We start from the raw sequence: 18,098 nt of genomic DNA on the forward strand, positions 1-18,098 counted from the left end.
ATGTCCTCAATAGGTCGCGCGCCCGCCCGAGATGTCGAACACCGCACCGGTCGAGAAGGCGCAATCCTGGGATGCGAGCCAGCTCACCATCGCGGCGAGCTCTTCCACCAGCACGAAGCGCCCCTTCGGGATCTTCGACAGCATGAAGTCGATATGCTGCTGCGTCATCTGGTCGAAGATCGCCGTCTTCGCCGCCGCCGGTGTCACCGCGTTGACGAGGATGTCATGGGCGGCGAGCTCCTTGCCGAGCGACTTCGTCAGCGCGATCAGGCCGGCCTTGGACGCCGAATAATGCGCGGCGTTCGGGTTGCCTTCCTTGCCGGCGATCGAGGCGATGTTCACGATCCGCCCGTATTTCTGCTTGAGCATTTCGGGCACGATCGCCTTGGAGACGATGAAGGGGCCGTCGAGGTTGATGCGCAGCACCTTGCGCCATTCCTCCAGGTCGGTCTCCCAGACCGGCTTGTTGACGCCGGCGATGCCGGCGTTGTTGACGAGAATGTCGATCTTGCCGAAGGCCTTGAGCGTCGCATCGCGTGCCTGCTCGACGGCCGCCGTGTCGGTGACGTCGACCTTGAAGACTTTCGTTTCGCCGCCGATCTCCTTTGCCGTCTTCTCGGCCAGCGCGGCGTCAAAGTCCCAGATCGCGACCTTGGCGCCGGAGGCGACGAAGCGCTCGGTGATGGCGCGGCCAAAGCCCTGCGCGCCGCCGGTGACGATAGCGATGCGGCCGTTGAGATCGATCTTGTTCATGCCGGAGGCCTTCCTGCGTCAGAGCATGTAGCCGCCGTCGACGACGAGATCGACGCCGGTGGTGAAGGCGCTCTCGTCGCTGCCGAGATAGACCGCCATCGCGGCGATCTCCTCGGCGGTGCCGAGCCGGCCCATCTTCTGGCGCGAGATGAACATCTCCTTGCCCTGCGGGCCCTGGGCTGCCGCGCGGTCGAGCATCGAAGGCGTCTCGACGGTGCCGGGACAGATCGAGTTGCAGCGGATGCCCTTGGTGATGAAGTCGAGCGCGACCGCGCGCGACAGCAGCGACACCGCCGCCTTCGACGAGCTGTAGACGTAGCGGTTCGCCGGCGGCCGCAAGGCTGCGCAGGACGAGATGTTGACGATGCTGCCGCCGCCGCCGGCGATCATGTCGGGCAGGAAAGCCTTGATGGTCCGGTGCATCGACTTGACGTTGAGGTCGAACGAGAAGTCGAAGTCCTCTTCCGAACATTCCAGGATGGTGCCGTGATGCACGAAGCCGGCGGCGTTGAGCAGGATGTCGATCTTGCCGACGCGCTTGGCGAAGGCGTTGACGTCGGCGGTGTTGCGGACGTCGAGCTTTGCGACCTCGGCGATGCCTTCCTTCGTCAGGCTCGCGATGCCGGCTTCGTTGATGTCGGTGGCGATGACGGTTGCGCCTTCACGCGCGAACGCGATGGCGCAAGCGCGCCCAATGCCTGCCGCGGCAGCCGTGACGACGGCGCGCTTTCCCTTGAGGCGGTCTGCCATGTTGTTTCTCCTGCGAATTTTCCTTCGTCATTCCGGGGCGCGCCTCTTGGCGCGAACCCGGAATCCATCGCGCCACAGCGCCGGTGGATGAATGGATTCCGGGCTCGCGACTGCGTCGCGCCCCGGAATGACCGTGTCAGTGATTGTCCCGCGCCACACCGAACGTACCGGCGACGTTCTGGTAGCGCGTGGCGAGCTCCATGCAGGCGCCGGTCGATTGCTGGCCGACGGTGTTGCGATAGATCTCCTGCCACGGCGTCTGGTTCGGCGGATGCTTGAAGCCGCCGCTGGCCTTGAGCTCGGCATGGCGCTTCTTCAGCTCCTCGTCCGAGATCAGGATGTTGGCGCTGCCCTTGTTGAGGTCGATGCGCACCTTGTCGCCGGTCTTTAGGACGGCAAGACCGCCATTGGCGGCAGCTTCCGGCGAGGCGTTCAGGATCGAGGGCGAGCCCGAGGTGCCGGACTGGCGACCGTCGCCGATGCAGGGCAGGGACAGGATGCCGCGTTTGATCAGCGCCGCCGGCGGCTGCATGTTCACAACCTCGGCGCCACCGGGGTAGCCGATCGGGCCGGTGCCGCGGATGAACAGCACGCAGCGCTCGTCGATGTCGAGCGAGGGATCGTCGATCCGCTCGTGATAATCCTCCGGCCCCTCGAACACGATGGCGCGGCCCTCGAAGGCATTGAGGTCCTTCGGGTTGCTGAGGTAGCGGTCGCGGAATTCCTTGGAGATCACGCTTGTCTTCATGATCGCGGAATCGAACAGATTGCCCTTCAGCACCAGGAAGCCGGCGTCCTTCACCAGCGGCTTGTCGTAAGCCCAGATCACGTCGTTGTCGGGAGCGGGCGCGTTCTTGCAGTTCTCGCCGATGCCGCGGCCGTTGACCGTGACCGCGTCCTCATGGATGCGCTTGTGCTTCATCAACTCGCGCACCACGGCGGGCACGCCGCCGGCGCGGTGAAATTCCTCGCCGAGATAGAAGCCGGCCGGCTGCATGTTGACCAGGAGCGGCACGTCGTGGCCGAACTTCTGCCAGTCCTCGATCGACAGCTCGACGCCGATATGGCGGGCGAGGGCGTTGATGTGGATCGGCGCGTTGGTCGAGCCGCCGATCGCCGAATTGATCACGATGCAGTTCTCGAACGCCTTGCGGGTCAGGATGTCGGAAGGCTTCAAATCCTCCCAGACCATCTCGACGATGCGTTTTCCGGTCTCGTAAGCGATCTGGCCGCGCTCGCGATAGGGCGCCGGGATCGCCGCGCAGCCCGGCAGCGAGAAGCCGAGCGCTTCGGCAAGCCCGTTCATGGTCGAGGCCGTCCCCATGGTGTTGCAATGGCCGACCGAGGGCGCCGAGGAGGCCACGATCTCCATGAACTCTTCATAGTCGATCTCGCCGGCCGCGAGCCGCTCGCGCGATTTCCAGACGATGGTGCCGGAGCCGGTGCGCTCGCCATTGTGCCAGCCGTTCAGCATCGGGCCGCCCGACAGCACGATCGCGGGCAGGTTCACCGTCGCCGCCGCCATCATGCAGGCCGGCGTGGTCTTGTCGCAGCCGGTGGTCAGCACCACGCCGTCGAGCGGATAGCCGTAGAGAATTTCGACGAGGCCGAGATAAGCGAGGTTACGGTCGAGCGCCGCGGTCGGTCGCTTGCCGGTCTCCTGAATGGGATGGGTCGGGAATTCCATCGCGATGCCGCCGGCCTCGCGGATGCCTTCGCGGACGCGGTGCGCGAGCTCGAGATGATGGCGGTTGCAGGGGGACAGATCGTTGCCGGTCTGGGCGATGCCGATGATCGGCTTGCCGGATTGCAGCTCGGCGCGGGTGAGGCCGTAATTCAGGTAACGCTCCATGTAGAGCGCGGTCATGCCCGGATTGTGCGGGTTGTTGAACCATTCCTGCGAGCGAAGATGGCGGCGGGTACCGTTGCTGCCGGCGGCATGCCCGTTGGTTGGTTTCTTTGTCATTGGTTTCTCCTGCAATGCAAACGCGACTACCGTCCGTCTCATGGTGTCGGCATGTGCGGTGCCCAACGGCGCGCGCGATGATCTGCCTTCCCGCTGGCGGGTCGTTTCCTCACGATTCCGATACTAGTCGTGGCTGCTTGGTAACGCTATCATTTTGTTCGCCGCGCCCGCGCCTGATACGGCTGGCCTGCTGTCCGAACGTCGCGCCGACGAGCTTTGCCGCTCGATCACCTTGAAGCCGAGATCGAGCACCGGCTGCTCCGGGCGGCGGCCCTCGATCGCGTCGATCAGCATGGTGGCGGCCGTCTTGCCCATCTCATAGCGGTTGGTGCGGACGCTGGTGAGGGTGGGGACGGCGGCGGCCATGAATTCGAGATCGTTGAAGCCGACGATCGCGATCTGCCCGGGGACTGTGATCTCCCGGCGCCGGCATTCGAACAGCACGCCGAGCGCGAGGTCGTCGTTGGCGCAGAACACCGCATCGATGTCCGGCTCGCGCGCCAGCAGATCGGTGAACAGGGCGCCGCCGAGCGTCACCGAGGTCGGCGTCGCCGTCGTGACCACCAGGCGCTGGTCGAACGATCCGGCGTCCTTCATGGCCGAGACATATCCGTCCAGCCGCCGCTGCACCCTGGGATCCATCCTCGCGCCGACGAAGCCGACCTTGCGGTGACCTTGCTCGAACAGATGCGCGATCGCCGCGCGGGCCGCATCATAGTGCGAAAAGCCGATCATCATGTCGACCGGGTCCGGGCCGATCTCCATGATCTGCACGATCGGACAGTCCGCGGCCTGAAGCATCGCGCGGGACTCCGCGGTCTGGTCGATGCCGGTGACGATCAGCCCGGCCGGCTTCTGTGCCAGAAACAGACGCAGCAACTTCTCTTCCTGGAGAATGCTGTAGCGCGTGTTGGACAACTGGATCGAGTAGCGGCTGCCTTCGGAGGCGTCATAGATGCCGCGCAGCACGTCCGAGAACACGTTGTTGGTGAGCGATGGGATCAGGACACCGATGACCTCGGTGCGTTGCGAGGCGAGGGCGCGCGCGGCAAGGTTGGGCACATAGCCGAGCTCCTTGGCGGCGCTCTCGACCCGCGTCCGCTTGGCGACCGACAGGGCCTCCGGATTGCGGAAAAAGCGCGACGCGGTAATCGGGCTGACGCCGGCGAGCTCGGCCACTTCGGCCAGCCGGATTTTGCCTGACTTGGTGCGTTTTCGACCCATTTGCTGCTCTTAACACAGTCAGTCCCGCAAACAAAGGAACGTTGACAGCGCTACCAGCAACGACTAACCAAAGACAAATTGCCAAAACCGCACAAACTACCGACAATGTTGCCCGCTAATATCGGGCCTGGTTCGGTAAAGTCCGAAAAACAAGACGGTCGCGGCGCGAGAGGCGCCGTGGACTTTCGAGGAGGGAGCTAGATGTCGTCTGTGCAAATCCGCGACGTGCGGAAATCGTTCGGCAATTTTGAAGTCCTGCACGGCGTGACGATTCCGATCGAGGACGGCCAGTTCGTCGTCCTGGTCGGCCCCTCCGGCTGCGGCAAGTCGACGCTTCTGCGCATGCTCGCCGGCCTCGAGAACATCACTTCCGGGACGATCTCGATCGGCGACCGCGTCGTCAACAATGTCCAGCCCAAGGAGCGGGACATTGCGATGGTCTTCCAGAACTACGCGCTCTATCCGCACATGACGGTCGCCGACAACATGGGCTTCTCGCTCAAGCTGCGGAATGCCAGCTCGGACGAGATCAACAAGCGCGTCAAGCGCGCCGCCGAGATCCTCGCGCTGTCGCCGCTGCTCGACCGCTATCCGCGACAGCTCTCCGGCGGTCAGCGCCAGCGCGTCGCCATGGGCCGCGCCATCGTGCGCGATCCGCAGGTGTTCCTGTTCGACGAGCCGTTGTCGAACCTGGACGCCAAGCTGCGCGTGGCCATGCGCACCGAGATCAAGGAGCTGCACCAGCGGCTGAAGACGACGACCGTCTACGTCACCCACGACCAGATCGAGGCCATGACCATGGCCGACAAGATCGTTGTCATGCATGACGGCATCGTCGAGCAGATGGGCACCCCGCTCGAGCTCTACGACAAGCCCGACAACCAGTTCGTCGCCGGCTTCATCGGCTCGCCTGCCATGAACTTCCTCAAAGGCCATGTGCGCGTCAACGGCGTTGCGAGCTTCGAAGGACCGAACGGCGTCAAGCTCCCGCTCAAGACCGCGCCCGCCAATTCCGACGGCCGTCCTGCGGTCTATGGCGTGCGGCCGGAGCACTTCACCATCGCCGATGACGGCGCCGAGGCCGAGATCATCGTCGTCGAGCCGACCGGCTCGGAGACGCAGGTGTTTGCCAAGCTCGGCGGCGAGCAGGTCGTCGCGGTCTTCCGCGAGCGTCACCAGTTCAATCCGGGCGACAAGGTGCGGCTGAAGCCCGAGCCATCGCTGGTCCATCTGTTCGACGATGCGACGGGCAAACGCATGAACGCCTAACGCATCAGACGACAAGGCATAAGACGACAAAAAGCATCACAGGGAGGACAACATGCAAGACTTTACCCGCCGGTCTCTGCTTCAAGGCGGCACCGCTTTGGCTGCGACCGGCATGCTGACGGGGCCGGCACTGTTCGACTTCGCCAAGGCCTGGGCGCAGAGCGCGCCCTGGAAGGCCGAGCCCGGCGCCAAGCTGACGGTGATGCGCTGGAAGCGCTTCGTGCCGGCGGAGGACGATGCGTTCAACGCGATGGTGGCGGCGTTCAAGGCCGCGACCGGCACCGAGATGAACACCTTCAGCGAGTCCTTCGAGGACGTGCAGCCGAAGGCCTCGGTTGCGGCCAACACCGGCTCCGGCCTCGATCTCGCCTGGGGTCTGCACACCCTGCCGCAGCTGTTCCCGACCAAAGTGCTGAAGATGAACGATGTCGCCGATTATCTCGGCAACAAATACGGCGGCTGGACCGATGCGGCGGCCAAGACCTGCAAGCTCGGCAACGACTGGCTCGGCATTCCCGTCGCCACCAACGGCGGTTACATGACCTACCGCAAGTCGGCGCTCGACAAGGCTGGCTTCAAGGAATTCCCGAAGGACTTTCCCGGCTTCCTCGAGATGTGCAAGGCGCTCAAGGCCAACAATACGCCGGCCGGCTTTGCGCTCGGTCACGCCTCGGGCGACGGCAATTCCTGGCTGCACTGGGTGCTGTGGGGCCACGGTGCCTACACGGTCGACCAGAACGACAAGATCGTCATCAATTCGCCGGAGACGGCGAAGGCGCTGGAATATTGCAAGGCGCTGTACGACAGCTTCATTCCGGGCACGGCGTCCTGGAACGATTCCTCCAACAACAAGGCGTACCTCGCCGGCGAGCTCTATTGCACGGCGAACGGCATCTCGATCTACGTTGCCGCCAAGACCGATGCCAGCAAGAAGGAGCTCACCGAGGACACCTATCACGCGCTCTGGCCGGTCGGTCCTGTCGGCAAGCCGACCGAGCTGCAGCTGGCGCTGCCGATCCTCGCCTTCAACTTCACCAAATATCCGAATGCGGCAAAGGCCTTCGTCGCCTTCATGCTGGAGAAGGAGAACTACGAGAAGTGGCTGGCCGGCGCGCAAGGTTATCTGACGCAGACCCTGAACGCCTATGAATCGGCGCCGATCTGGACGGCCGATCCCAAGAACGCCGTGTTCTCGCAGGCCTCCAAGCGCACGCTACCGGCGTCCGGCATCGGCACCGTCGGCGAGAAGGCGGCAACCGCGATCGCCGACTTCATCGTCGTCGACATGTTCGCCAATTACTGCACCGGCGCCAAGGATGTGAAGGGCGCGATGGCGGAAGCCGAGCGCCAGCTGAAGCGCATCTATCGCTGAACAGTCACGGAGCGGGCGGCTCTTGGGGTCGCCCGCTCGTCAACATTTCGATCAGGGATATCGGGCATGGCTGATGTCGCAATTCCCCGGGCCAAGCCTCAGATGACCGAGGCTGGCGCCTGGACCCAGCTCAAATACAATCGCAACTGGCTCGGCTTCTGGTTCATGGTGCCGGCCATGGTGTTCCTGATCTTCTTCCTGGCCTATCCGCTTGGGCTGGGCATCTGGCTGTCCTTCACGGACACGCGCATCGGCAGGGTCGGACAGTTCATCGCCTTCGAGAACTACGAGTGGCTGTGGGACGATTCCATCTTCTGGCTGTCGGTGTTCAATACGCTGCTCTACACCTTCGTCGCCAGCGCCTTCAAATTCGGCATCGGCCTCTACCTTGCGCTGCTGCTCAACGAGCACATGCCGTTCAAGGCGATGCTGCGCGCGATGGTGCTCATCCCCTTCATCGTTCCGACGGTGCTCTCCGCGCTCGCTTTCTGGTGGATCTTCGACTCGCAATTCTCGATCATCTCCTGGTCGCTGAAGCATCTCGGGATCATCAACCAAAACATCAACTTCCTCGGCGACACGACCTGGGCACGCATTTGCGTGATCTTCGCCAATATCTGGCGCGGCGTGCCGTTCGTCGCGATCACGCTGCTCGCAGGCCTCCAGACCGTCTCGCCGTCGCTCTATGAAGCCGCGACGCTCGACGGCGCCACGCGCTGGCAGAATTTCCGCTACATCACCTATCCGCTCTTGACGCCGATCATCGCCGTCGTGATGACCTTCTCGGTGCTGTTCACCTTCACCGATTTCCAGCTGATCTGGGCGATGACGCGTGGCGGCCCCGTCAACGCCACTCATCTGATGGCGACCCTGTCCTATCAGCGTGCGATCATCGCCGGGCAGCTCGGCGAGGGGGCCGCGATCTCCAGCGCGATGATTCCGTTCCTGCTCGCCGCGATCATGGTGTCCTGGTTCGGATTGCAGCGCCGCAAGTGGCAGCAGGGAGAAAACAATGACTGATCTCCCCACCTCGCGGATCGATCTCAAGGCCGTCCTGCATAGCTCGGCTCCGACAGTCGCGAAGGATGATCACAGCGAGGGCATGAGCTATCTGCAGTCGGTGCCGCGCAGGCTGGTGACGCTGTATCTGCCGCTCGCGATCATCGTCGTCGTCCTGCTGTTCCCGTTCTACTGGATGGCGCTGACCTCGGTGAAACCCGACGAGCAGCTGCTCGACCTCGACAAGTACAATCCGTTCTGGACCTGGAATCCGACCTTCAAGCACTTCCACAAGCTGCTGTTCGAGAGCTACTATCCGTACTGGCTCTGGAACACGATGTATGTGGCGATCTGCGCGACGGTGCTCTCGATCATCGCCTCGGTGTTCGCCGCCTACGCCATCGTGCGCTTGCGTTACAAGGGCGCCAATCTCGTCGGCGGGCTGATCTTCCTCGCCTATCTGGTGCCGCCGTCGATCCTGTTCATTCCGCTCGCCACGGTCGTGTATCAGTACGGCCTGTTCGATTCGCCGCTGGCGCTGATCCTGACCTATCCGACCATCCTGATCCCGTTCTCGACCTGGCTGTTGATGGGCTATTTCAAGACCATCCCCTTCGAGCTCGAGGAATGCGCGCTGATCGACGGGGCGAGCCGCTGGCAGATCCTGATCAAGATCGTCGTGCCGCTGGCCATTCCCGGCCTGATCTCGGCCTTCATCTTCTGCTTCACGCTGTGCTGGAACGAGTTCATCTACGCCCTGACCTTCCTGCAATCGACCAGCAACAAGACGGTGCCGGTCGCGATCGTGAACGAGTTCGTGGACGGTGACATCTACCGCTGGGGCTCGCTGATGGCGGGCGCGCTGGCCGGCTCGCTGCCGCTCGTGATCCTTTACGCCTTCTTCGTGGAGCATTATGTGTCGGCGATGACCGGCGCCGTGAAGGAATGATCGCGGGGCTTGCCGAGGGCGCGCCAATGGTTTCAAGAGCGGCGCGCTCCGGCCAATAAGTCCGGCCAATAAGAAGGAGTTGAGCTCTTGCACATTCTGGTTCTCGGCGCCGCCGGCATGGTCGGCCGCAAGCTCTGTGAACGGCTGCTGCGCGACGGCCGGCTCGGCAAGAGCGATATCACCAAGCTGACCATGCATGACGTGGTCGAGCCGAAGAAGCCGGAGCAGGCCGGTTTTGCCGTCGAGACCGTCTCGGGCGATTTCGCCGTCCCGGGCGCGGCCGAGAAACTGATCGCAGGTCGCCCCGACGTGATCTTCCATCTCGCCGCGATCGTCTCCGGCGAGGCCGAGCTCGACTTCGACAAGGGCTATCGCATCAATCTCGACGGCACGCGGATGCTGCTCGATGCGATCCGCCTTGCGGGCGGCGGCTACAAGCCGCGCGTGGTGTTCACGTCCTCGATCGCAGTGTTCGGCGCGCCGTTTCCCGATGCGATCAGCGACGAGTTCTTCCATACCCCGCTGCTCAGCTACGGCACGCAGAAGGCGATCGGCGAACTTCTGCTCGCCGATTATTCCCGCCGCGGCTTCCTCGACGGCATCGGCATCCGCCTGCCGACCATCTGCATCCGGCCGGGCCTGCCTAACAAGGCGGCATCGGGCTTCTTCTCCAACATTCTGCGCGAACCGCTCGCCGGCAAGGAAGCGATCCTCCCGGTCTCCGAGGACGTCCGCCACTGGCACGCGACGCCTCGCTCGGCCGTCGGCTTCCTGCTTCACGCCGGCACCATGGATCTCGCCACTGTCGGCCCGCGCCGCAACCTGACCATGCCGGGCCTGTCGGCCACGGTCGGCGAGCAGATCGCCGCCTTGAAGCGGGTTGCGGGCGAGAAGGTCGCCGCGCGCATCAAGCGCGAGCCCGATCCCTTCATCGTCGGCATCGTCGGCGGCTGGCCGCGCAATTTCGATGCCAGGCGGTCGCGCGAACTCGGCTTCACCACCGCCGAGAAGACGTTCGACGATATCATCCGCATTCACATCGAAGACGAGCTCGGCGGCAATTTCGTCGCCTGAGCTCGGACTGAGCGGGCCCTGATGATGGCGAGCGTTGCTTGCATCGGCGAATGCATGGTCGAGCTGCGGCAGGCCCAGGGCGGCGCGTCCGCCGGGCAGGGGCAGGGCGGTGGCCTGTACTCACGCGGCTTCGGCGGCGACACCCTCAACACGGCGGTGTATCTGGCGCGGCTGGACGTCAAGGTCGATTATCTCACCGCGCTCGGCGATGACGCCCTGAGCGACGAGATGGTCGCGGCCTGGAATGCGGAAGGCGTCGGCACGCGGCGTGTCGTGCGGCTCGCGGGCAAGCTGCCCGGCCTCTACATCATCCAGACGGATGCGGAGGGCGAGCGCCAGTTCTTCCATTGGCGCGACAGTGCGGCCGCGCGCCAGCTGATGAGCCTGCCGGAGACGGACGAGCTGCTCAACTCGCTGATGAGCTACGACGTCGTCTATCTCTCTGCGATCACGCTCTCGATCTACGACGCGGCCGGGCGCGAGCGCCTGTTCGGCGCCATCAAGCGCGCGCGCCTGCTCGGCACTCGCTTCGTGTTCGACACCAATTTCCGCGCGCGCGGCTGGCCGGACCGCGATATCGCGCGGGAGGTGTTTGCGACCGCCTTCGCGGCCGCCGACATCGTGCTGACCTCGACTGAGGATCTGCTCGCGCTCCATCCCGGCGAAAGTCACGACCAGCTGATGGCGCGCATCCCAACCCCGGAACTGGTGTTCCGTCTGCCCGAGCCGGTGAGCCTGTTGCGCTACCCCGGCGGCGCCAGCGAGGTCCGCGCCGAGCCCATGACCAAGCCCGTGGTCGATACCACCGCCGCCGGCGACAGCTTCGCCGCGGCCTATATCGCGGCCCGGCTCGCCGGCGCCGAGCCGGTGGAGGCGGCCCTATCAGGACATCGGCTCGCCAGCCTCGTGATCTGCTATCCCGGCGCCATCATTCCGGGCTATGCCATGCCGCCGAAGAAGCGGCACCGGCCGGCGGCGTCCCGCCAGGCCAACAATTAGACAGCGACCAAATGAATCGAGACCCATGACCACGGCTGCCCAACAGAACCACCTCGTCGCGCTGTTCAAGGCTGCGACTGTCATTCCCGTCCTCACCATCGAGCGCATCCAGGATGCGGTGCCGCTGGCGCGCGCGCTGGTTGCCGGCGGGGTCCGCACGCTGGAGGTGACCTTGCGCACCCCCGTTGCGATCGAGGCGGCGCGCGCGATGATGACCGAGGTCCCCGAGGCGGTCGTCGGCATCGGGACCATTCTCAACCCGTCCGACTTCAGCCGCGTCGAGAAGCTCGGCGTCGCGTTCGGCATCAGCCCGGGCCTGACCCCCGATCTGCTCAAGGCCGCGACCGACAGCTCATTGCCGTTCGCGCCGGGGATTGCCACGGCCTCGGAACTGATGATGGCGCTGTCCTACGGTTTCGACGTCGCAAAGCTCTTCCCGGCGGAGCAGGCCGGCGGCATCAAGGGCCTGCGCGCCCTCGGCGGGCCGTTCCCGAACGTGCGGTTCTGCCCGACCGGCGGGGTGGGCGAGGCCAATGCCGCGACCTGGCTGGCTGAACCCAATGTCGTTGCGGTTGGCGGGTCCTGGCTGTGCCCGACGGCGGAAATCCGGGCCGGGAACTGGGCCGGCATAACTGCCATCTGCGAGCGGACCCTCAAGGCGCTGAAAGCCGCGTGAAGTCTTGCCATCCCTGGGCTAAGACTTAGCTCAGGAAGAGGCCTCCAGGGAGAAATGACCATGACCGCCAGCATCGTCGGATGGGCGCATACGCCGTTCGGCAAGTTCGACACCGAAACCGTCGAAAGCCTCGTCACCCGCGTCGCCAATGAGGCGCTGGCGGATGCCGGCATCTCGGCCGGTGATGTCGACGAGATCGTGCTCGGCCATTTCAACGCCGGCTTCTCGCCGCAGGATTTCACGGCGTCGCTGGTACTGCAGGCCGATCCCAAGCTGCGCTTCAAGCCGGCGACCCGTGTCGAGAACGCCTGCGCCACGGGATCTGCCGCCGTGCATCAGGGCCTGCGCGCGATTGCCGCAGGGGCGGCCAAGATTGTGCTGGTCGTCGGCGTCGAGCAGATGACGCGCACGCCGAGCGCCGAGATCGGCAAGAACCTGCTCAAGGCTTCCTACCTCCCTGAGGACGGCGACACGGTCGGCGGTTTCGCCGGCGTTTTCGGCAAGATCGCCAGCTCCTACTTCCAGAAATACGGCGACCAGTCCGATGCGCTGGCGCTGATCGCGGCCAAGAACCACAAGAACGGCGTCGCCAATCCCTTCGCCCAGATGCGCAAGGACTTTGGCTTCGACTTCTGCCGCGCCGAGAGCGAGAAGAACCCCTATGTCGCCGGCCCGCTGAAGCGGACGGACTGCTCGCTGGTCTCCGACGGCGCCGCTGCGCTGGTGCTGGCCGATGCCGAGACGGCCAAGGGCATGACCAAGTCGATCGGCTTCCGCGCCACTGCGCACGCCCAGGACTTCCTGCCGATGAGTAAGCGCGACATCCTGCAGTTCGAGGGCTGCACGGTCGCCTGGCAGCGGGCGCTGGAGAAGGCCGGTGTCACGCTGTCCGATCTCTCCTTCGTCGAGACCCATGACTGCTTCACCGTCGCCGAGCTGATCGAGTACGAAGCGATGGGTCTGACGCCGAAGGGGCAGGGCGCCCGCGCCATCAAAGAAGGCTGGACGCTCAAGGACGGCAAGCTGCCGGTCAATCCGTCCGGCGGCCTCAAGGCCAAGGGCCATCCGATCGGTGCCACCGGCGTCTCAATGCATGTGATGACCGCGATGCAGCTCGCGGGCCAGGCGCCCGAGGGCATGCAGCTCAAGAACGCCAAGCTCGGCGGCATCTTCAACATGGGTGGTGCGGCCGTCGCCAACTACGTCTCCGTCCTGGAGCCGCTGAAGTAGTTTGATCCTGTAGGGTGGGCAAAGGCGCCATACGCCATGCCCGCCTTATTTCTTTGCGTTAGATCATGGTGGGCTCGCGCGGCCCCCCTTAATGCTCTGATTGATTTTGCGGGAAATGCATCATGAGCACTAACTACGAAGATTCACTGTCGATGGACGCACTCAACGATCGTATCGCGATCCTCGAAGACAATATCCGCCAGCTCATCGAGCAGGCCGCTGCCGCCTCCGGCGAGCAGAACGAGTCGCGCATCGCCGACCGGATCAATCAGCAGAATGACGAACTCGACCGGCTCCTGAAGATCCGGGAATCCCGTCAGAAGAAATAGCGGCCGACGTCGCCCCGCGGCGCATGCCGCCATACGCCGCCCGCCCTTGCGCGAGCGGCGGCACTGCCGTTAGCTGGACCGAAATCGCGTGGGCAGTTGGGCTCGGCGCAATCGGGAGCGAACGATGGGGCCGCTGAAAGGCATCAAGGTCGTCGACATGACCACCGTGCTGATGGGCCCTTATGCGACCCAAATGCTCGGCGATTACGGTGCCGACGTCGTCAAGGTGGAATCGCTGGACGGCGACGTCACCCGCCTGATCGGCCCGATGCGTCACGCCGGCATGGGGCCGGTGTTTCTCAACACCAACCGCAGCAAGCGCTCGATCTGCCTCGATCTGAAGAAGGCTGCGGGGCGCGAAGCCGTGCTGCGGCTTTTGAAGGACGCCGACGTCCTGGTCTACAACGTCCGCCCGCAGGCGATGGCGCGGCTTCAGCTCGGCTACGACGTCGTCTCCGCCATCAACCCGCGCCTGGTCTATGCCGGCGTGTTCGGCTTCGGCCAGGACGGGCCCTATGCCGCAAAACCCGCTTACGACGACCTGATCCAGGGCGCCACGGCGCTGCCGGCGCTGATGGCGCAGACCGGCGACGGCGTGCCGCGCTACGTGCCGAATGCGCTCGTCGACCGTATCGTCGGCCTCACCGCGGTCGGCGCGATCTGCGCCAGCCTCGTGCACCGCGACCGCACCGGCCGCGGCCAGCGTCTGGACATTCCGATGTTCGAGACCATGGCCGGCTTCGTCATGGGTGATCACATGGGCGGGCTCACGTTCGAGCCGCCGCTCGACAAGGGCGGCTATGCCCGCCATCTCTCGCGCGACCGCAGGCCCTACAAGACCTCGGACGGCTATCTCAGCGTCATCGTCTACAACGACAAGCAGTGGGAGAACTTCTTCCAGGCCACGGGGCGCGACGACCTGCGCGCCGATCCCAAATTTGCAACCTTCGCCGGCCGGGCCGCCAATATCAATGTGGTGTATGCCGAGCTCGCCCGCATCTTCGAGACGCGGACCACGGCGGAATGGATCGACCTGCTGACGAAAGCCGACGTGCCTGTCATGCCGATGCACGATCTCGCCTCGATCCTGCACGATGAGCATCTGGAGGCGACCGGCTTTTTCCCGGTGGTGACCCATCCGACCGAAGGTCCGATCCGCAGCATGAAAGTGACGGCGACCTGGTCCGAGACCGAAGCCGAGCCGGTACGCCTGGCGCCGCGGCTCAACGAGCACGGCGCCGAGATCTTGCGCGAGATCGGCTATTCCGCTGACGAGATCGCAGCCATGGTGCGCGACGGCGTCACGCGCGTGGCGCCGGAGTAGGGAGAGTGGAGATGACCACGCTTCTCTCATCCGTCATTCCGGATCGCGCCTCTTGGCGCGAGCCCGGAATCCATACTCACGATGGTGGTTATGGATTCCGGGCTCGGCCCTTAGGGCCGCCCCGGAATGACAGTGGAGAGAGAACGCCATGAGCTTCATCACCGGCGTCGGCCTCACGTCGTTCGGCAAGCATGAAGGCTCGTCCTCGCTCGACCTGATGAGCGAGGCCGCGCAAGCCGCGCTCGACGATGCCGGCCTAGAGCGCACCGACATCGACGGCATCCTCTGCGGCTATTCCACGGTCTCCCCGCACATCATGCTCGCCACCGTCTTTGCCGAGCATTTCGGCATCCGCCCGTCCTACGCTCATGCCGTGCAGGTCGGCGGCGCCACGGGTCTTGCGATGACGATGCTTGCACATCATCTCGTCGCGTCAGGTGTCTGCCGGAACGTTCTGGTGGTCGCTGGCGAGAACCGGCTCACCGGGCAGAGCCGCGATGCCTCGATCCAGGCGCTGGCGCAGGTCGGCCATCCCGACTACGAGGTGCCGTTAGGACCGACCATTCCCGCTTATTACGGCCTCGTTGCCAACCGATACATGCACGAATACGGCGTGACCGAAGAGGATCTCGCCGAATTCGCGGTGCTGATGCGTGCCCACGCCTGCACCCATCCCGGCGCGCAATTCCACGATCCCATCAATGTCGCCGACGTCATGGCCTCCAAGCCAGTGGCGCTGCCGCTCAAGCTGCTCGATTGCTGCCCGGTCTCCGACGGCGGCGCGGCGTTCGTTGTCAGCCGCGAGCGAACCGGGGAAGCGGGCGTGCGTATCCGCGGCTGCGCCCAGGCCCACACGCATCAGCATGTCACGGCAGCGCCCGCCCTCAGCGAGCTTGGCGCCGAGATCTCCATCGCGCGTGCAAAGGCGGCCACGGGTCTCGCGATCTCCGACGTGCGCTACGCCGCGATCTATGACAGCTTTACGATCACGCTCGCGATGCTGCTGGAAGACCTCGGTCTCGCCGGCCGCGGCGAGGCGGCCGCGCGCGTGCGCGCCGGCCATTTCAGCCGTGATGGCGCGATGCCGCTGAATACCCATGGCGGTCTGCTCAGTTACGGCCATTGCGGCGTCGGCGGCGCCATGGCGCATCTCGTCGAGGCGCATTTGCAGATGACGGAACGGGCGGCCACCCGCCAGGTGCGCGACGCCTCGATTGTACTGCTGCACGGCGATGGCGGCGTGCTGTCGTCTCACGTCAGCATGTTCCTGGAGCGGGTGCGATGAGTGAGCGTCTAGCGGACTGGATCAAGGGCGAAGCGGGCATCACCTACCAGGCCTGCACCGCATGCGGGCATGTGCAGTATTTTCATCGGGCCTTCTGCGCAGCTTGTGGCGAATCGGACACGCGCGAGCAGCGCGCCAGTGGCAAGGGCAGGGTGTATGCGACCTCGCTGGTCTGCCGCGCGGCAACGCCCGAGACGCGCGCGCACGTGCCCTACAACATCCTGCTGGTCGATTGCGCCGAGGGTTTTCGCATGATGGCCCACGGCGAGAATGACCTCGCCATCGGCGATTCGGTCATTGCGAGCTTCAAGCCCTTTGCCGGCAAGCTGGTGCCGTTCTTTGCCAAAACCAAATAGGGAAACGTGAATGTAGCCCGGATGGCGCGCAGCGAAATCCGGGATTCGCACCTCGCGGACAGACTTCCCGGATTGCGCTGCGCTTCATCCGGGCTACACGCCAACCGAGGGATCCGTCATTCGGGGGCGGTCATGCGACCGAGCCTGGAACGGGAATTCTGGGCTTGGCTTGTGCGAGAGCCACCCCGGAATGACGAGAACGCTGAGCGCCTGATCCGGAAAAGTGTGAAGCGGTTTTCCGAAAAGATCATGCGCAATCGAAATACTCTAACGCCCGTAGAACAAGATGCTGGCGATGACGAGCATCGCCGTCACCGCCAGCATATGCGCGAGCGCTCCCGAGGCTGCCCCCTTGGTGGCTTCCTTCATGCCGTTTTCTCCCTAGACTTGGGCATGACTCATCGTTGCGCGGTGAGCGCATACGCCGGCCAATTGTTTTTACTCGGAACACCCCTTGCGAGTATCCGCCGCGATTTGTCCCCCCGCGGCGAATATCGACTGTGCCAGGGTCGATCAGCAATGCGGCGGCAATTTGACTCGATGATGTTGCTCGTGCGTCCCCACGCGAATAGAGTCTTCGGGAACCTTCGCCAATGGCGACAAAAAGCATCAAAAGATCAGGGAAAACTTCAGGAAAATCATGGCCCGCATTCAGTACAGCGACCCGTCCAAGGCATCCGACCGCACCCGCGAAATCCTCGACAAGAACCGCCATGCCAACATCTTCCGGATGATGGCGCATTCGCCGAGTTACTTTGAGCAATATTGCCGCCTCGGGGGCGCAATCAGGCACAAGGGCGAGCTCGACCCCGTCGTGCGCGAGCTTGCGATCACCCGTACCGGCATTCTGTGCGAGGCACCCTATGAGATCGTCGCGCACAAGCGCATCGGCAAGAATGTCGGCGTCACCGACGAGCAGAACGAGGCGCTCGAGAACTGGCAGGCCGCATCCTGCTTCAACGAGGTGCAGCGCGCCGCGCTCGCCTTCACCGACGAGATCGTGAAGCTGACGAAGCCGACGGATGCGACCTTCAAGGCGATCGCATCGAAGCTGACGCCAGCGGCGCTGGTCGAGCTCCAGCTCTCGGTCGGCTTCTACATCATGACGTCAAAATTCCTGGAGACGTTCGAGATCGACCTCCAGCCCGTCACCGAAGTGGTGGGCTGATCCAAAGCTCGGCTTGCGAGGGATGCTCATGACAATCGATGAATATGCGGCCTGGGCCGCAACCATTGCCAAAGTCGACGAGCATCCGTCGAACGAGCGGTTGTCTTATCTCGGGCTGGGCCTTGCCGCTGAGGCGGGCGAGGTCGCCGAGCACATCAAGAAGCTCCTGCGCGACGACTGGCTCGACAAGGCCGGTCTCGTCGAAGAGCTTGGCGATGTCGTCTACTACTGGGCCTGCCTGTGCGCCGCCACCGGCCAGCAGCCGTCCGCGCTGCTCAACGCCAGTGCCGCCAAGATCAGGCGACGCATCAGCGAAGCGGCGAGCCGGTAGAGCAAGTGAAAGCTGGGAGCTCCGGCGTCATGGCCGGGCTTGTC

The 18,098-nt window shown here is 64.3% G+C and carries 18 protein-coding genes; 14 read left to right on the forward strand and 4 right to left on the reverse strand.

Features of this window, described 5'->3' with window-relative positions; translation table 11 throughout:
* Positions 1-6: 6 nt before the first annotated feature.
* From I6F33_RS05800 to I6F33_RS05815, 4 genes are all read right to left on the reverse strand, one after another.
* Positions 7-753: an SDR family NAD(P)-dependent oxidoreductase gene (locus tag I6F33_RS05800; RefSeq protein ID WP_036022452.1), complete on the reverse strand. Its 747-nt coding sequence runs from the start codon at positions 751-753 to the stop codon at positions 7-9.
* Between the two features lie 18 nt (positions 754-771).
* The gene (locus I6F33_RS05805; protein WP_036001186.1) at positions 772-1,503 is read right to left on the reverse strand and encodes an SDR family oxidoreductase; all 732 of its coding nucleotides are present in this window, start codon (positions 1,501-1,503) and stop codon (positions 772-774) included.
* A 136-nt stretch (positions 1,504-1,639) separates the two neighbouring features.
* Positions 1,640-3,469 carry an IlvD/Edd family dehydratase gene (locus tag I6F33_RS05810; RefSeq protein WP_036001184.1) on the reverse strand — a complete coding sequence of 610 codons (1,830 nt, stop codon included), beginning with the start codon at positions 3,467-3,469 and terminating at the stop codon, positions 1,640-1,642.
* Positions 3,470-3,592: 123 nt separating this feature from the next.
* Positions 3,593-4,693: a LacI family DNA-binding transcriptional regulator gene (locus I6F33_RS05815; protein ID WP_225124260.1), complete on the reverse strand. Its 1,101-nt coding sequence runs from the start codon at positions 4,691-4,693 to the stop codon at positions 3,593-3,595.
* A 201-nt stretch (positions 4,694-4,894) separates the two neighbouring features.
* Between I6F33_RS05815 and I6F33_RS05820 the strand changes: the two genes are divergently transcribed.
* From I6F33_RS05820 to I6F33_RS05885, 14 genes are all read left to right on the forward strand, one after another.
* Complete coding sequence (locus I6F33_RS05820; protein WP_036001178.1) at positions 4,895-5,962, forward strand: ABC transporter ATP-binding protein; 1,068 nt, start codon at positions 4,895-4,897, stop codon at positions 5,960-5,962.
* 52 nt (positions 5,963-6,014) lie between these two features.
* The gene (locus I6F33_RS05825) at positions 6,015-7,334 is read left to right on the forward strand and encodes an ABC transporter substrate-binding protein (protein ID WP_036001174.1); all 1,320 of its coding nucleotides are present in this window, start codon (positions 6,015-6,017) and stop codon (positions 7,332-7,334) included.
* A gap of 66 nt (positions 7,335-7,400) precedes the next feature.
* Positions 7,401-8,354, forward strand: coding sequence for a carbohydrate ABC transporter permease (locus tag I6F33_RS05830; RefSeq protein ID WP_156447097.1), 954 nt, complete (start codon positions 7,401-7,403; stop codon positions 8,352-8,354).
* On the forward strand, positions 8,347-9,282 hold the full coding sequence (locus I6F33_RS05835; RefSeq protein ID WP_036022472.1) for a carbohydrate ABC transporter permease: 936 nt from the start codon (positions 8,347-8,349) through the stop codon (positions 9,280-9,282). The genes I6F33_RS05830 and I6F33_RS05835 overlap by 8 nt, the downstream gene beginning before the upstream one ends.
* An 87-nt stretch (positions 9,283-9,369) precedes the next feature.
* The gene (denD, locus tag I6F33_RS05840) at positions 9,370-10,356 is read left to right on the forward strand and encodes a D-erythronate dehydrogenase (protein ID WP_225125793.1); all 987 of its coding nucleotides are present in this window, start codon (positions 9,370-9,372) and stop codon (positions 10,354-10,356) included.
* A 24-nt stretch (positions 10,357-10,380) separates the two neighbouring features.
* Positions 10,381-11,355: a sugar kinase gene (locus tag I6F33_RS05845; RefSeq protein WP_225142029.1), complete on the forward strand. Its 975-nt coding sequence runs from the start codon at positions 10,381-10,383 to the stop codon at positions 11,353-11,355.
* Between the two features lie 25 nt (positions 11,356-11,380).
* The gene (gene eda / locus I6F33_RS05850; protein WP_225141501.1) at positions 11,381-12,031 is read left to right on the forward strand and encodes a bifunctional 4-hydroxy-2-oxoglutarate aldolase/2-dehydro-3-deoxy-phosphogluconate aldolase; all 651 of its coding nucleotides are present in this window, start codon (positions 11,381-11,383) and stop codon (positions 12,029-12,031) included.
* Between the two features lie 60 nt (positions 12,032-12,091).
* Entirely contained in the window at positions 12,092-13,261 is a 1,170-nt protein-coding gene (locus I6F33_RS05855; protein ID WP_027571779.1) for an acetyl-CoA acetyltransferase, read from the forward strand.
* A 122-nt stretch (positions 13,262-13,383) separates the two neighbouring features.
* Entirely contained in the window at positions 13,384-13,590 is a 207-nt protein-coding gene (locus I6F33_RS05860) for a hypothetical protein (protein ID WP_036001140.1), read from the forward strand.
* A gap of 124 nt (positions 13,591-13,714) precedes the next feature.
* Positions 13,715-14,914 (forward strand): CaiB/BaiF CoA-transferase family protein, encoded by a 1,200-nt coding sequence (locus I6F33_RS05865; protein ID WP_225141503.1) that lies wholly within the window; start codon positions 13,715-13,717, stop codon positions 14,912-14,914.
* Between the two features lie 148 nt (positions 14,915-15,062).
* Complete coding sequence (locus I6F33_RS05870; RefSeq protein WP_225141506.1) at positions 15,063-16,199, forward strand: thiolase family protein; 1,137 nt, start codon at positions 15,063-15,065, stop codon at positions 16,197-16,199.
* Entirely contained in the window at positions 16,196-16,555 is a 360-nt protein-coding gene (locus tag I6F33_RS05875) for a Zn-ribbon domain-containing OB-fold protein (RefSeq protein ID WP_225141509.1), read from the forward strand. The genes I6F33_RS05870 and I6F33_RS05875 overlap by 4 nt, the downstream gene beginning before the upstream one ends.
* Before the next feature lie 640 nt (positions 16,556-17,195).
* Complete coding sequence (locus I6F33_RS05880) at positions 17,196-17,723, forward strand: carboxymuconolactone decarboxylase family protein (protein WP_225141511.1); 528 nt, start codon at positions 17,196-17,198, stop codon at positions 17,721-17,723.
* Positions 17,724-17,751: 28 nt separating this feature from the next.
* Positions 17,752-18,054 (forward strand): nucleoside triphosphate pyrophosphohydrolase family protein, encoded by a 303-nt coding sequence (locus I6F33_RS05885; protein ID WP_036022497.1) that lies wholly within the window; start codon positions 17,752-17,754, stop codon positions 18,052-18,054.
* Positions 18,055-18,098 lie beyond the last annotated feature (44 nt).

The sequence above is a fragment of the Bradyrhizobium sp. BRP20 genome (genome assembly GCF_020194215.1).
Taxonomy (GTDB): domain Bacteria; phylum Pseudomonadota; class Alphaproteobacteria; order Rhizobiales; family Xanthobacteraceae; genus Bradyrhizobium; species Bradyrhizobium yuanmingense.